This window comes from Amycolatopsis sp. cmx-11-51, assembly GCF_047608665.1.
In the GTDB taxonomy this organism is placed as follows: Bacteria; Actinomycetota; Actinomycetes; order Mycobacteriales; family Pseudonocardiaceae; genus Amycolatopsis.
The window spans coordinates 543,503-557,787 of the sequence record NZ_JADNQO010000002.1 but is presented as its reverse complement, the minus strand read 5'-3'; the positions used below and the strand labels follow the sequence as shown (position 1 = coordinate 557,787).

Genomic DNA, 14,285 nt, shown 5'->3' with positions numbered 1-14,285 from the left:
CTGGGCTTTGCCGGCAAAGCGCCTGGGAGTGCGGACAGGCTGGAACGGCGGGGGGCTCTGGTCGCGGACGCGACCGAATCAGCCCTCCGCCCGGCGAGCTCGCCGGGCCGGGCGCCGCGGCTGTGCCGCGTGCCTGCCCGCAGGGCCTTCCAAGGCCGTGCTCAAGCCGGACCGCTCCGACACCATGTCGTGCAACTCCTGTTCCCGCTCGCTCATCCCGGCGCGGACCTCCGCGCCGAACGAACCGACGGCGCCCGCGAGTTCCCGCACGGCGTCGCCCAGGTTCGAGGCTAGCCCCGCGGGCGTGGCCTGGCGAGCGGTTTCGGTGGCCTTGCGTGACAGGGCGACGCCGGCGACCACGCCGACGCCGAGCCAGAACAGGCGCTTCACTTGCGGCCCCGCTTCTTCGCCGGGCGCGCGGCCTTCGCTTCCGCCTTCTTGCGGCGGGCCTTGATGGCCTTGCTCAGACCGTAGGACAGCGCGGCCGTCTTCACCAGCGGTCCACCGAGCGTGGCGGTGAACACCGACGACAGCGCGGACACGTTGCCGCTGACTGCCTGCGCGTTGGCGGTGATGCCGTCGACCCGCTCCAGCTGCGCGTTGACGTGCGTGATCGTCTCGTTCGCGCCGATCAGCAACGGGTCGGTGTTCTCATGCGCCTTGCGGATCGCGATCGTGGCCTCGTCCAGGGTCCGGCCGAGCTTGAACAGCACGATCGCCAGCAGCACGACGAGTACGACGAATGCTCCTGCGGCGATCAGCGCGGCGATCTGCCCTGCCGACACGGGCCCTCCTCAAGGGTCTGCGGTCTTGGTGCCCGTGAGGTTACCGTCCCGCCAGCCGTTCGGCGGTGTGACCCCGCCGGACGGTCACCCAGCGCAGTGAACCGGGACGGCGGGCGTGGCGAACGCTGTTCGCCTTGAGGACGACCTGTTCGGTTCTTGTGCCGTTCACCTCGCTCGGCAAAGGTCGCGCGCATGCCTGAACTGTCACGCCGCACACTGCTCGGCGCCACCGGCGCCGCGGCCGCCACCACCCTCCTGCCCCCGTCAGTGCACGCCGCGATGGCCGAACCCCTGCGGCGAGGCGGACTCGACGCCATCGAACACGTCATCGTGCTCATGCAGGAGAACCGGTCGTTCGACCACTACTACGGCAGCCTGCGCGGCGTCCGGGGCTTCTCCGACACCCATCCGCTGGAACTGCCGTCGGGGAAGTCGGTGTTCGAGCAGCCGAACCCGGCGGGCGGCACGGTGCTGCCGTTCTCGCTGCGCAAGGCGGCCGAACTCGCCGGCCGGAAAGCGGACGACATCCAGTACCTCGGCGACCTCGACCACAGCTGGAACGGCAGCGGCAAGGCGTGGGCGCGCGGCTGGAACAACGGCTGGATCGCGGCGAAGACCCCCGCCACGATGACGTACTACGAGCGCCGCGACATCGCGCTGCAGTACGAACTCGCGGACACCTTCACCATCTGCGACGCCTACCACTGCTCGATCTTCGGCTCGACCAACCCGAACCGGAACTTCCTCTGGACCGGGACCACGGGCTTCGAACCGGGCAGCACCACGAACCGCGCGGTCACGAACGCGGCGTACTCCTACGACCACAAGGGCTACGACTGGACGACCTACCCGGAGCGCCTCGAAGCCGCCGGGGTGCCGTGGCGGATCTACCAGGAGTGGGACAACTTCACCGACAACGCGGTCGAATACTTCGTGCCGTTCAAGAAGGTCGGCACGAAGATCCTGGCCTCGGTCGAGGAGAAGTTCCGCACCACCGAGGAGTTCTACTCCGCGCTGCTGGAGAAGACCCCCGAGGAGCGCAAGAAGCTGCAGGCACAGTTCGACGCCGGTGTCGCCACACTGACGCCCGCCGAAAGCAACCTGTTCAAGAAGGCGATGTACCGCAGCGAGCCGGAGACGCTGGTGACCCGGCTGAAGGCGGACATCCAGGCGCGACGGCTGCCCGCGGTGACCTGGCTGGTGCCGTCGGCGGTGGACTCGGAGCACCCCGGCGCGTCCACCCCGGTCGGCAGCGCGAACCTGATCTACCGCGTGCTCGACGCCATCGCGTCCGACCGCGAAACGTGGTCCAAGACGGTGCTGCTGATCAACTTCGACGAGAACGACGGCTATTTCGACCACGTCCCGCCGCCGATGCCGCCCGGGAACGCGGCGAACGACGCCGACCACTTCAACGGCCAGCCGCTCGGTTTCGGCCCGCGTGTGCCGATGACGGTCGTCTCGCCGTGGTCGATCGGCGGCAACGTCGACTCCACCGTGTACGACCACACCTCGGTGCTGCGGTTCCTCGAGCGCTGGACCGGGATCGCCGAGCCGAACATCAGCAAGTGGCGCCGGACCGTCGCGGGCGATCTCACCGGCGCCTTCGACTTCTCGCGCGCCGGACGCCAGCCGCGGGTGACGCGGCCGGGCCCGGTGCCCGCGCCGGTCAGCCGCTGGCGTCCGTCCGCGCCGACGGAGCAGGCCCTGCCGGTGGCCGAGCCCGGCAACCGGCCGTCGCGTCCGCTGCCGTACCAGGTCTCGGTGTCCGGCGTCGTGAAGTCCGGTTCCCTCGCACTTTCGCTGGCGAACAGCGGCTCGTCGTCGGCGCATTTCGCGCTGTACCCGTACAAGGGCGAATTCCCCGAACCCGCGCACCGCGATGTCCGCGGCGAGGCTTCGGAAAACGTGAAGCTGGGCGGTGACGAATACCGCGTCGTCGTCCAGGGACCGAACCGATCGTGGTGGGAACTGCGCGGAAACCGTTCCGGAGCCGCTGCGGGCGTCGACGTCCGGACTCGGTTCCTGACTTGGCGTTCGGGGGTCGAGTTCAAGCTCTCCAACTCGGGTTCTTCGGCGCTGACGCTGCGGCTGTCGTCGTCGCGGTTCACGCGGGTGGTGCGGGTCGGCGCCGGGCGTTCGGTCACTGTGGACTGGCCGGTTTCGAACGGCTGGTACGACGTGAAGGTGACCGCGGACGGGGATCCGTCGTTCCTGCGGACACTGACGGCGCGGGTGGAGAACGGGCGGACCGGCGTCTCCTGCTGACGTCCCCGGGAATGGTGCCTGACGCAAGTAGTCCTCTAGTGGCGGTAGTTGCGTGTGCAAGGACCGCAACTAGAGGACTACTTGCGGCCGGTGGGCGTGAACGCTAATCCGGTGCGCGCCGCGGATACGGTCGCCTTTCGGTGCACCCTGGCAAGATCGGCCCGCATACACGCATCGAGGGAAATGGCGTAATAGCACTGACGGGATGTGGCCGGGAGCATGGCCATCCCCGAACCTTGTTGAAAGCCTGACTTACGCGCCGCCTCTCGAACAGCCTTCGATCTTCGACGGAGACCAGACCTGACGACGCACAGGTCCGCCTCGCTCTACGGCACAGGATGGAAATTGGTCTACACCTATTGACGCGCGCCTGGTCAGCGGCCCAAGCTGCTGAGACCGAGGGCCATCTTCCACTGTCGGAGGTTCGGCGTGCCAAGGAGAACCAGGAAACTACTCCCCCTGCTGGCGTCGCTCATCGCGCTGGCCGGACTCATGATCGTCGTCGTCACCCCGTCCACGTCGAACGCGGCAGGCCATGAGGACTGCCGTCCCGACGGCCTCTACCGGACGACCGGCGTCGACACCCCCTACTGCACCGTCTATGACACGAACGGCCGGGAATCGCTGGGGGCGGAACATTCCCGTCGCGTGATCGGCTACTTCACCAGCTGGCGCACCGGTAAGAACGGTTCGCCCTCCTACCTGGTCAACAACATCCCGTGGTCGAAGGTGACCCACCTCAACTACGCGTTCGCCCACGTCGACGCGCAGAACAAGGTTTCGGTCGGCAACCCGGGCGCGAACAACGAGGCCATCGGCATGGAATGGCCGGGCATCCCCGGCGCCGAGATGGATCCTTCGTTGCCCTATAAGGGACATTTCAATCTGCTGACCAAGTACAAGAAGCAGAACCCGAACGTGAAGTCGCTGATCTCGATCGGCGGCTGGGCCGAGACCGGTGGCTTCCTCAACCCGGACGGCACACGCAACGCGTCGGGCGGGTTCTACAAGATGACGCAAAGCCAGGCGAGTATTGACGTCTTCGCGGATTCCGTCGTGAAGTTCTTGCGCGACTACGGATTCAACGGCGCCGACATCGACTACGAGTACGCGACGTCGGCCAGTTACGCAGGAAACCCGGACGACTACTGGATCGCGCAGTCCAACCGCGGCACCCTGTGGGCGGGTTACGAGAACCTGATGCGCACGCTGCGCGAGAAGATCGACCGGGCCGGTGCCGCCGACGGCAAGCACTACCTGCTGACCGCGGCCGTGCCCGCGTCCGGCTGGCTGCTGCGCGGCCAGGAGGTCTACGGCGTCACACGGTATCTCGACTACGCCAACATGATGAGCTACGACCTGCACGGCGCGTGGAACCAGTTCGTCGGGCCGAACGCGGCGCTCTACGACGCCGGGAACGACGCGGAACTCGCACACTGGCAGGTGTACACGACACCGCAGTACGACGGTCAGGGGTATCTCAACACCGACTGGGCCTATCACTACTTCCGAGGCGCGATGCAAGCCGGCCGGATCAACATCGGCGTCGGGTTCTACACCCGCGGCTGGCAAGGAGTGAGCGGCGGGACGAACGGACTGTGGGGTAAGGCTCCACTACCGGATCAGAAACAGTGTCCACCGGGCACCGGATCCCAGGTCGGTTCGACAGTGCCCTGTGGTAACGGCGCGATCGGCATCGACAACCTCTGGCACGACCTCGGCCTGGCCGGGGGCGAGGTACCCGCGGGCGCGAACCCCATGTGGCACGCCAAGAACCTCGAGAACGAGATCACCCCGGACTACCTGGAGGCGTACGGGCTCACTCCCAAGACCGACCCGACAGACCGGGTTTCGGGAGCCTACAACAGGTATTACGACAACACGATGGTGACGCCTTGGCTGTGGAACAACGACAAGAAGGTGTTCCTGTCCACTGAGGACGAAGCCTCGCTCGCCACGAAGGCCAAGTACGTGGCCGACAAGGGCATCGGCGGCATCATGATCTGGGAGCTGGCCGGCGACTACGCCTTCGACGAGGCCAAGGGCCAGTACTTCATGGGTGACACGCTGATCACGAAGATCAACGACAGCCTCCGCGGCGCCGCCCCGTACGGCAACACCAAGTCGTCGCGTCCCGCGCCGTCTTCGGTGCTCGACGTGAACGTCAACCTCACCGGGTTCGCGCTGGGCGACGCGAACTACCCGATCACCCCGCGGATGCGCGTCACCAACAATTCGACCACCACCATCCCCGGCGGTACGAAGATCGAGTTCGACTACGGCACGAGCGCTCCCGGCACTATGTCCGACCAATCCGGCTTCGGCCTGACGGTCACGAGCAAGGGCCATAGCGGGCCCAACGTCGGTGGTATGAAGGGAGACTTCCAGCACGTCGCGGTGACCGTGCCGACCTGGCAGACGATCGCGCCGGGCGCCACGATCGAAGTCCGGTTGAACTACTACATGCCGATCGCGTCCCCGTCGAACTTCACCTTCACCTTCGGCGGGACGACCTACGCGATCGCGTCGGACCACCCGCGTGGCGGCGGTGCTCCACCGACGACCACGACGACGCCCACCACCGGTACGACGACCACGACACCCACGACAACGACCAGTTCGACGACCACCACCCGACCGACCACCACCACGCCGACGACGACGACCACGGCGCCGTCCGACGCCTGGAAGCCGAACGTCGACTACGCGACGGGCACCAGGGTGACCCACAACGGCACGGCCTACGTGTGCCGCCAGGGCCACCGCTCCCTGCCCGGCTGGGAGCCGCCGAACGTGCCGGCCCTCTGGACCCGCGCCTGACAAACCCGGCAGCGCGGGCCGTTCCCTAGCGCAAGTAGTCCTCTAGTTGCGGTACATGCACACGCAAGGATCGCAACTAGAGGACTACTTGCGTCGGAGGTCAGCGACGCCCAACGCTCAGCGTGCGGTGTCGAGCAGGGGCAGCAGGCCGGATTCGCGCAGCAAGCCGATTTCGGCCACCGGGAGCCGTCCGGCGAGGTCCCGCTCGGCCGCGTCCGCCGCCAGGGCGCCCGCCAGCTCGAGCGCCGCTTCGCGCCACACTTCGGTCATTTCGCCCCTTCCAACTCGATCAGCGCGTCGAGCGCCGTGCGAGTCGCCCTCGCCACCCCGGCGGCCACGACGTCGCGGTGCGGGTCGTAGGCCGACGGGTCGGGATGCTCGGGCCCCGCGTCGCCGTCGATCACGAGCACACCACCGGCCCGCAGGCCACGCAATGCCGCGAACACCAGCAGCGCGGGAAGCTTCCTCTCACTGGCGATGACCCGCGCGGCCAGGTAATCGTCCATCGGGAGGGTGAGCACCAGCGGGCTGAACGCGGCCCGCGTCCACACCACGCCCCGGTGTGTCTCCGGGGGCGGCGAACGCCGGATACCGCGGCATCGGGGCGTCGTCGCCGGTGATCGTGAAGAACTAGAACACCCGCCGACCGACGTATAGGTCGTTATACGTCAGGCATGCCGGACGGTGCGAACCGGCGGAACCGGTTGCTCTACGCCGTCAGAAGCGACCCTGGGACTTGTCCGCGGCGGCGGCGGTGAAGATGTCCGTTTCCAGGAAGATCCGCCATTGGGCGGGCGATTCGCTCTGCAAGGCACGATAGGCGGCGGCCTGGACCTGGCTGCCTGCCCTCGCCCTGTTCCAGATCTCGCGGACCAAGGGACCTTCCTGGAGGTACCTGGCGTATCCGGCGTCGATACCGACGACGGCGGCGGCGCGCACCTTGATGGCGTCCACCTTGTCCTTGGCCGCGGCCTCGAAGATGCCGGTGTCGATGAAGGCTCGCCACTGCTCCGGCGTCCGGCTGCGGTACGCCCGGTTCCACACCTCGGAGTCCCGGGGCGCCAGGTCACGGGTCCAGATGTGCTCCACGAAGTACTCGTCCGTCAGCTGCGCGGCCAGTGCCGGGTCCATGCCCACCACGGTGGCGGCCTTCACCCGCACGTCGCGAAGCTTCTTTTCCGCGGCTTCTTTCTCGGCCGCTTCCTGCGCCGCGTCCAGGTCACGCTGGTGCTCGACGAAGATCGCGCGAACGATGAAGTCCTTCTGCTCCGCCGGTGTCCCGCCGAAAGCGGTACCCGCGGCGGACCTCACGAACGTTCCCCTTGCGGCCCGCTCCCACAACGCGAAGACGAAGTTCTTGTCATCCTGGGCCAGGAGGATCGAGGTCAGCTCGAAACCGAGCAGCGTGGCGGCGGGCTGCCGCTCCGCGCGCCGGGCCTGGTACACCGCTTCACGGTCCAGGTCCCGCTGATGCGCCTGATGGATGCCGGTGCCCAGGAACAACGAGGTCCACTCGCCGTTGTAGGCGTCGACCGCCGCGAACTGAACCTCCCGCGCGATCTCGCCTTGCAGCTTCGCGGCCTTGTAGATCTCGTAGACGAAGTCACGCTCACTGATCCGCAGCAGCTGCGGAGTGATCGTGAGCCCGACGACGGCGGCGGCGCTGGTGCGCACCTCGTCCGGCGTCTGCGCCACGGCGGCCGAGGCCCCGGCCGGAGCGGCGGTCGCCACCGCCGGGGCAAGCACCCCGGTCATCACGGTCACCGCGGCGAGGACGGCGACGGAGGAGGCCATCAAGCCGCGAATCTTGGAATCACCCATAGTCGTCATAAGTTGAGGCTGTCAGTTTCGTTCTGCTCGCCGACGTGGTCGAGCACGAGGGAACCCCACCCAGAGCGACAACCCGGCGATCCCCCAGCCACAGGGGATATATCCCCCTGATCGACGAACGTTACCGATCTGTTCGCCGTTCGCCACGAATGGTGCGCCGCAACTTCGGCACCCGCTCGTGCAAGGTCCGCTCCGCCCCGCGCTGGGTCGGTTCATAGTAGTCCCGGCCGACCAGTTCGTCCGGCGGATACTGTTGCGCCAGAACCCCTTCCGGCACTTTTTGTGGATGCCGGTACCCCTTCGCGTTCCCGAGTTTCTCGGCTCCCGCGTAGTGCCCGTCACGCAAATGCGGTGGCACGGTCCCGATCCGCCCGGACCGGACGTCGCTGAGGGCGGCGTCGATCGAGGTGACGATGGCGTTCGACTTCGGTGCGGTCGCCAGGTGCACGGTCGCCTGCGCCAGCGCGAGACGCCCTTCCGGCATGCCGATGAACTGCACCGCGTGCGCCGCCGCCACGGCCGACTGCAGCGCCGTCGGGTCGGCCATCCCGATGTCCTCGCTCGCGTGCACGACCAGCCGCCTGGCCAGGAACCGCGGATCCTCCCCCGCCTCGATCATCCGCGCCAGGTAGTGCAGCGCGGCGTCCACATCGGACCCTCGGATCGATTTGATGAACGCGCTGATCACGTCGTAGTGCTGGTCGCCATCGCGGTCGTAGCGCACCGCCGCCTTGTCCACTGTGGACTCGACGATGGCGAGGTCGACCGTCTTGTGCTCGGTCGCGCTCGCGGCGTCCGCGGCGGCTTCCAATGCGGTGAGCGCGCGCCGCGCGTCGCCGGTGGCCAGCCGCACCAGATGCGCCCGCGCCTCTTCGGTCAGTGTGAGTTCGCCGCCGAGACCGCGTTCGTCGGTCAGCGCGCGGTCGATCAACGCGACGATGTCGTCGTCGGTCAGCGGCCGCAGCTGCAGCACCAGCGACCGCGAGAGCAGCGGGGCGACGACGGAGAACGACGGGTTCTCCGTGGTGGCCGCCACCAGCAGCACCGTGCGATCCTCGACCGCGCCGAGCAAGGCGTCCTGCTGGGTCTTGGAGAACCGGTGGACCTCGTCGATGAACAGGACGGTGTTCTCGGCGTTGTAGTTGCGGCGGCGACGGGCCTCTTCGATGACCCCGCGCACTTCCTTGACCCCGGCCGACAACGCCGACATCGCCACGAACCGGCGCCCGGTCGCGGCCGAAACGAGGTTCGCGAGCGTGGTCTTGCCGGTTCCCGGCGGACCGTAGAGCAGCACGGACGCGGGAGCGGCACCCTCGACGAGCCGCCGCAGCGGCGCGCCCTCGCGCAGCAGGTGCTGCTGGCCGACGACCTCGCCGAGCGTCCGCGGCCGCATCCGCACGGCCAGCGGCGAGCCCGCAGGTACGGCGACCTCCCTCTGCTCGTCCGCCTCCGGAGGCGGCCCGAGATCGGGGTTCACGGTGAAGAGTTCGTCCTGTGCCACGGTGTCGACGGTAGCCGTTGCCACCGAAGTTCTCTGGCACAGGTCAGCGCAGCCGCTCCCGGAACGAGTGCCACATGATCACGGCCGCGTACGGCACGAACTCACGGCCCCGCCGCCACACCCACGGAAGTCCCTTCAGCACCAGCCAGCCGACGTGCCCGGCGGTGCTCGGCTCCACGCCTCCCGAGCAGGTCAGGCCGACCGGGCGCGGCACCGCGAACCCGGCCTCGGCGAGCCGTTCGGTGAAGCCGGACGCCAGCATCCGGTGCCCGAGTTCCGACGGGTGCAGCCGGTCGACACTCCACGCGGTGAGGTCGTAGGCGCCGGGCAGCAGTTCGAGGTCGAGACACGGCACGCCCTCGCGTTCGACGACGCCGTCGATGGCGGTGTTCAGTTCGGCCACCCGCTCGCTCAGCGCCCGCCGCAGCGACCGCGGGAGCCGGAACACCTTGCCGTGGTCGTGGTAGCGGACGGGTACCACGGTGGTGCCGACGGCGGCGAGCGAGCGGATCACTTCGGTCAGGTCAGCGGCGATCCGTTCGGCGCTGAAATCGGGACGCAGCGTGTCGTTCATCCCCGCCACCACCAGCGCGACGTCCGGCCGGTGCGCCACGGCCGCGGGAAGCTGCTTCGTCACCACGCACCCCATGCGCGCTCCGGCGAACGACGGGTTCAGGTAGCCGTCCGGCTCGACGCCCAGCGCCTCGGCGACGAGCGGGCCCAATCCGCGCCAGCCGCCTCGGTTCGGCAACGGGTCGCCCAGGCCCACGGCCGTCGAATCGCCGAGCACGACCAGTCTGCGGGCGGGGCGGGGCCCGGCAGGGGGCGGCGGAAGGAGAGGTTCGGGACTCGGAGTGACTTCGACACTGATCACGGTCACGGTAGACACCATCGGCCACGCAGACTCACCCGCGGTGATGCCTGGGTAACGCGACGAGGGCGGTCGAGCGAAAAGTCCGTGCGGCGGGGAGCTGAAGGGGACTTTCCCCGCATGACACAGGGGGAAAGCGCCCTTCACCGCGTCTTATGCGGGGATGGTCCCCTTCAGCTCAGCGGAACGCGGGGTAGAACGCCAGGTCCGCGTGCGGACCCAGCCGGGCGCCCAGCGCGGCGGCGACCCGGGTGGCGTGCTCGGAGATGTCCGTCAGGCGGGCACGCAGCGAGTGCTTGGCCAGCTCCCGCCACCAGGTCACCAGCGCGGCCTCCCGGCTGATCGGCGTGGCGTGCCGGTCCAGGTCCAGCTCCGGCAGGATCTCCCAGGTGATGATCCACAGCAGCAGCAACTGACCGTCCATCAGATGCTCGGCCAGCGCGTCCTCGTCCGCGAGCCCGGGCCAGACCGAGACGACCTCGGCCCGCCACGCCGCGATCATCGCCTCGCTCATTCCCGGCGGCAGCGCCAGCGCGTCCGCGGTCGACGCGAACGGCAGCCGCAGGTACGCCGCGTCCATCAGGGTGCTGCGCACCCGGCCGCGTTCGAAGTCGAGGAAACGCACTCCGTCGCTGGTCACAAGGTTGTTGTCCGGGCTGAGATCGGCCGGGCTGAACGCGCGGTAGGACGGGGAGCCCGCCCGCTCGGCGACCTCCATGACCCGTCGCTGCACCGGCTCCGGCGTCTCGACGTCGAGCAGTTCCTCCAGCAGCCCCGGCAGTTGGGCGCAGACCGCGGGCAGCGGCGCGTCCTCGTTCTTGACCGGGCCGCCGAGACGGCGCAGCAGGGCGTTGAAATCGGGCTCGCGGCTCGCGGTGCTCGCGTGCAGCCTGCCAAGCGACCTCGCCCAGGACAGCAGCGCGCGTTCGGCGCCGCGAGCATCACGGGCGTGGAGCTTGTCGTGCAGCGTCGGGACGCCGCCGAGGTCCTCGATCACCAGGACGCGATACCGGCCGTCGTGCGCCAGCAGTTCCGGGCACATCCGGTCCTCCGGCGCGAGCGCGGTGAACAGCTGATAGCTGACCGCCTCCTGCGCGAACGGGTCGGGCCGCCCCGGTTCGGGCGGATCGGGGTAATGCTTGATGACCAGAGTGCGTGGAAGCGCGAACGGCGACGACGCCACCCGCGCCCGCACGACCGTCGCCGGGCCACTGCCCGCGAGGTCTTCGGGTGCGACGAGGGTGATCGCGCTGCCGAATCGGCGTGAAAGGACCGACTCGCCGGCAGCCATTGCGGCTGCGACGGCCCGGGTTTCGACTCCGACTGTCGAATCATCGGCAGAGGAGGTATCGACTGTCATTGCCACCGACCCTACTCGTGACTGAGCGACCATGACCACTGAGATCCGGGCAATCGCGCGCACTGGCGCGATTGCGGTGTCATCCGCGTGAGAGCGGACGTTCCGTCACCCTCGATCGTTGCCCGCGACGGCGTAATGTCAGCACAATGGCCGCAGCTGCAACGATTCCGATGAGATTGACCAGCAGCTGACCGGCCGAATACAGGCACCGTTCCCACTGACCGGCAACCGCCGCGACCACCGCGTAACCCGCGGCGGGCACCGTGGTCACCGAGATGAAGACGCCCACCAGCGCGGCGGATTTGGCCGAAGTCATGGAAAGCATCCCCGCCGCGCCCGCCAGCAGCGCGACGATCAGCGACGCGATTCCCACCTGGTAAATGAAATCCGCTTCGTGGTTGTCCTCGAGCCTGCTCACCTCGAGCACGCCGGTGGCGTTGCCGACCAGGACGACACCGAGCGTGACCACCATGGCGATCGGAAATCCGCCGAACAGTGCCACACAACCCTGCTTCACCAGATCACTCCGGCGCAGCACCAGCCCCACCGCGATCGCCGCCAGCGGGCCGAACTCCGGCCCCACCACCATCGCGCCGACGATGGTGACCGACGAGTTCGTGATCACGCCGACCGCGGCCAGCAGGCAAGCGATGGTCAGAAACGCTTGAAATGTCCAGGTAAGCCGGGATTCCTCGCCGGTGCGGCCGACAAGTTCCTGCCACACCACCGCGTCCGCGCCCTCGCCCGGCGCGGCTTCCTCGGCCTTGTCGGCGGCGTCGGACACCGCGGTGTCCAGCGCTTCCAACGTGATGCCGCCGGTGTGGTCGAGGTCGAGACCGCACAGCGACTCGACGATCTCGTCGGTCGCCTCGCGGGCGACGTCAGCCTCGATCAGGTCACCCTCCGGAGCGATCGCCACCCCGTGATGCACGACGAGATGCGCGATCCCGGAGTGTGCCCGCAGGATCCGGATCGCTTCCGCGGTCCGGTCCGGCGGGCACACGGCTCTGAGATGGAGCATCAGTTCTTGGCGGGCGGTGCGGGCTTCGCGTCGATGCCCGCTTCCTTGCGCTGCTCCGGCGTGATCGGCGCCGGGGCGGCGGTCAGCGGGTCGAACCCACCGCCGGTCTTCGGGAACGCGATCACGTCACGCAGCGAATCGGCCTTGGCCAGCAGCATGACGATCCGGTCCCAGCCGAACGCGATGCCGCCGTGCGGCGGCGGACCGAAGGCGAAGGCGTCGAGCAGGAATCCGAACTTCTCCTGCGCCTCTTCCTCGCCGAGGCCCATCAGGTCGAACACCTGCTTCTGCAGTTCCTGCTGGTGGATACGGATCGACCCGCCGCCGATCTCGTTGCCGTTGCAGACGATGTCGTAGGCGTAGGCCAGTGCGCCGCCGGGGTCGTCGGCGAGCTTGCCGATCCACTCCGGGGTCGGCGAGGTGAAGGCGTGGTGCAGGGCCTTCCACTTGCCGCTGCCGACCGCGACGTCGTCGGACTCCTCGGCCGAGATGAACATCGGGAAGTCGACGACCCACACGAACGACCAGGCGTTCTCGTCGATCAGGCCGAGACGGCTGCCGATCTCCAGCCGGGTGGCGCCGAGCAGCGCACGCGCGTCGGCGGGTTTGCCGGCGGCGAAGAAGACGCAGTCGCCGGGCTTGGCGCCGACGGCCTCGGCGACGGTCTCGCGCTCCTTCTCCGAAAGGTTCTTCGCGACCGGCCCGCCGAGCGTGCCGTCCTCGTTCACCAGGATGTAGGCGAGTCCGCGGTGCCCGCGCTGCTTGGCGAAGTCCTGCCAGGCGTCGAGGGTGCGGCGCGGCTGGCCGGCCCCGCCCGCCATCACGACGGCGCCGACGTACGGCGCCTGGAACACGCGGAACGGGGTGTCGGCGAAGAACGCCGTCATGTCGGTGAGCTCGAGGTCGAAGCGCAGGTCCGGCTTGTCCGAACCGTACTTCTCCATCGCCTCGGCGTAGGTGATGCGCTGGAACGGCCGGGGGATCTCGGCGCCGATCAGCTTCCACAGCGCGGCGACGATGTCCTCGCCGAGCGCGATGACGTCGTCCTGCTCGACGAAACTCATCTCGATGTCGAGCTGGGTGAACTCCGGCTGCCGGTCGGCGCGGAAGTCCTCGTCCCGGTAGCAGCGCGCGATCTGGTAGTACCGCTCGAGCCCGCCGACCATGAGCAGCTGCTTGAACAGCTGCGGCGACTGCGGGAGCGCGTACCAGGAACCGGGCTTGAGACGGGCCGGGACCACGAAGTCGCGGGCGCCTTCGGGGGTGGAGCGGGTCATGGTCGGGGTCTCGACCTCGACGAACTCCTGCGCGTGCAGCACCTCGCGGGCCGCGCGGTTGACCTCACTGCGCAGGCGCATCGCGGCGGCGGGGCCGCTGCGGCGCAGGTCGAGGTAGCGGTGCTTGAGACGCACCTCTTCGCCGACGTCGACCCGGTCGTCGATCGGGAACGGCAGCACGGCGGCCTCGGACAGCACCTCGAGCTCGGTGGCCAGTACCTCGATCTCCCCAGTGGGGATCTCGGCGTTGGCGTTGCCCTCCGGGCGCTTCGAAACTTCGCCGACGATGCGGAGGCAGTACTCCGAGCGCAACTGGTGGGCGCGCTCGGCCATCTCGCCCTCGCGGAAGACGACCTGGCTCACGCCACTGGCGTCACGCAGATCGATGAAGATGACGCCGCCGTGATCGCGCCGCCGAGCCACCCATCCGGTGAGGGTGACCGTCTGACCGGCGTGCTCGGCACGCAAGGTGCCGGCTTTGTGGGTGCGAAGCACTGCGGGTGCTCTCCTTCGGCATCACGTTCTGCGATTCGACGGCTTTTCGCCGACGTC

Annotated in this window: 13 protein-coding genes; 2 read left to right on the top strand and 11 right to left on the bottom strand. The window is 68.5% G+C overall.

Annotated elements, in window-relative coordinates; all coding sequences use genetic code 11:
* Window positions 1-78: 78 nt before the first annotated feature.
* Genes ACM6LU_RS11555 through ACM6LU_RS11545 form a run of 3 tightly spaced genes read right to left on the bottom strand, consistent with a single transcriptional unit; the run spans window position 79 to window position 954 of the window.
* Complete coding sequence (locus ACM6LU_RS11555; protein WP_414937624.1) at window positions 79-390, bottom strand: hypothetical protein; 312 nt, start codon at window positions 388-390, stop codon at window positions 79-81.
* On the bottom strand, window positions 387-785 hold the full coding sequence (locus tag ACM6LU_RS11550) for a DUF948 domain-containing protein (RefSeq protein ID WP_414937623.1): 399 nt from the start codon (window positions 783-785) through the stop codon (window positions 387-389). Before ACM6LU_RS11550 ends, ACM6LU_RS11555 begins: the two co-directional genes overlap by 4 nt.
* A 40-nt stretch (window positions 786-825) precedes the next feature.
* Window positions 826-954, bottom strand: coding sequence for a hypothetical protein (locus tag ACM6LU_RS11545; protein ID WP_414937622.1), 129 nt, complete (start codon window positions 952-954; stop codon window positions 826-828).
* 23 nt (window positions 955-977) lie between these two features.
* Here ACM6LU_RS11545 and ACM6LU_RS11540 point away from each other — a divergent pair, with 23 nt between their 5' ends.
* Both ACM6LU_RS11540 and ACM6LU_RS11535 read left to right on the top strand, forming a co-directional pair.
* Window positions 978-3,053, top strand: a complete 2,076-nt coding sequence (locus ACM6LU_RS11540; protein ID WP_414937621.1) for a phosphocholine-specific phospholipase C — start codon at window positions 978-980, stop codon at window positions 3,051-3,053.
* A 429-nt stretch (window positions 3,054-3,482) separates the two neighbouring features.
* Window positions 3,483-5,873 (top strand): chitinase C-terminal domain-containing protein, encoded by a 2,391-nt coding sequence (locus tag ACM6LU_RS11535; RefSeq protein WP_414937619.1) that lies wholly within the window; start codon window positions 3,483-3,485, stop codon window positions 5,871-5,873.
* A 117-nt stretch (window positions 5,874-5,990) separates the two neighbouring features.
* On the opposite strand, the gene ACM6LU_RS11530 is transcribed toward ACM6LU_RS11535, so the two are convergent.
* From ACM6LU_RS11530 to aspS, 8 genes are all read right to left on the bottom strand, one after another.
* Window positions 5,991-6,143, bottom strand: a complete 153-nt coding sequence (locus tag ACM6LU_RS11530) for a hypothetical protein (RefSeq protein ID WP_414937618.1) — start codon at window positions 6,141-6,143, stop codon at window positions 5,991-5,993.
* The gene (locus ACM6LU_RS11525; protein ID WP_414937617.1) at window positions 6,140-6,427 is read right to left on the bottom strand and encodes a hypothetical protein; all 288 of its coding nucleotides are present in this window, start codon (window positions 6,425-6,427) and stop codon (window positions 6,140-6,142) included. The genes ACM6LU_RS11530 and ACM6LU_RS11525 overlap by 4 nt, the downstream gene beginning before the upstream one ends.
* 163 nt (window positions 6,428-6,590) lie before the next feature.
* Entirely contained in the window at window positions 6,591-7,703 is a 1,113-nt protein-coding gene (locus ACM6LU_RS11520; protein WP_414937616.1) for a hypothetical protein, read from the bottom strand.
* 121 nt (window positions 7,704-7,824) lie between these two features.
* On the bottom strand, window positions 7,825-9,204 hold the full coding sequence (locus ACM6LU_RS11515; RefSeq protein ID WP_414937615.1) for a replication-associated recombination protein A: 1,380 nt from the start codon (window positions 9,202-9,204) through the stop codon (window positions 7,825-7,827).
* A gap of 43 nt (window positions 9,205-9,247) precedes the next feature.
* Window positions 9,248-10,096, bottom strand: a complete 849-nt coding sequence (locus ACM6LU_RS11510; RefSeq protein WP_414937614.1) for an SGNH/GDSL hydrolase family protein — start codon at window positions 10,094-10,096, stop codon at window positions 9,248-9,250.
* Window positions 10,097-10,253: 157 nt separating this feature from the next.
* Window positions 10,254-11,435, bottom strand: coding sequence for a phosphotransferase (locus ACM6LU_RS11505; RefSeq protein ID WP_414937613.1), 1,182 nt, complete (start codon window positions 11,433-11,435; stop codon window positions 10,254-10,256).
* A 79-nt stretch (window positions 11,436-11,514) separates the two neighbouring features.
* Window positions 11,515-12,456, bottom strand: coding sequence for a DUF389 domain-containing protein (locus ACM6LU_RS11500; protein WP_414937612.1), 942 nt, complete (start codon window positions 12,454-12,456; stop codon window positions 11,515-11,517).
* Window positions 12,456-14,228 carry an aspartate--tRNA ligase gene (aspS, locus tag ACM6LU_RS11495; protein WP_414937611.1) on the bottom strand — a complete coding sequence of 591 codons (1,773 nt, stop codon included), beginning with the start codon at window positions 14,226-14,228 and terminating at the stop codon, window positions 12,456-12,458. The genes ACM6LU_RS11500 and aspS overlap by 1 nt, the downstream gene beginning before the upstream one ends.
* Window positions 14,229-14,285 lie beyond the last annotated feature (57 nt).

What these genes read in the sequence shown, in the direction of transcription:
- ACM6LU_RS11540 (WP_414937621.1), top strand. Translation starts at nt 978, where the DNA reads ATGCCTGAACTGTCACGCCGCACACTGCTCGGCGCCACCGGCGCCGCG.
- ACM6LU_RS11510 (WP_414937614.1), bottom strand. Translation starts at nt 10,096, where the DNA reads ATGGTGTCTACCGTGACCGTGATCAGTGTCGAAGTCACTCCGAGTCCC.
- ACM6LU_RS11500 (WP_414937612.1), bottom strand. Translation starts at nt 12,456, where the DNA reads ATGCTCCATCTCAGAGCCGTGTGCCCGCCGGACCGGACCGCGGAAGCG.
- ACM6LU_RS11520 (WP_414937616.1), bottom strand. Translation starts at nt 7,703, where the DNA reads ATGACGACTATGGGTGATTCCAAGATTCGCGGCTTGATGGCCTCCTCC.
- ACM6LU_RS11505 (WP_414937613.1), bottom strand. Translation starts at nt 11,435, where the DNA reads ATGACAGTCGATACCTCCTCTGCCGATGATTCGACAGTCGGAGTCGAA.
- ACM6LU_RS11530 (WP_414937618.1), bottom strand. Translation starts at nt 6,143, where the DNA reads ATGACCGAAGTGTGGCGCGAAGCGGCGCTCGAGCTGGCGGGCGCCCTG.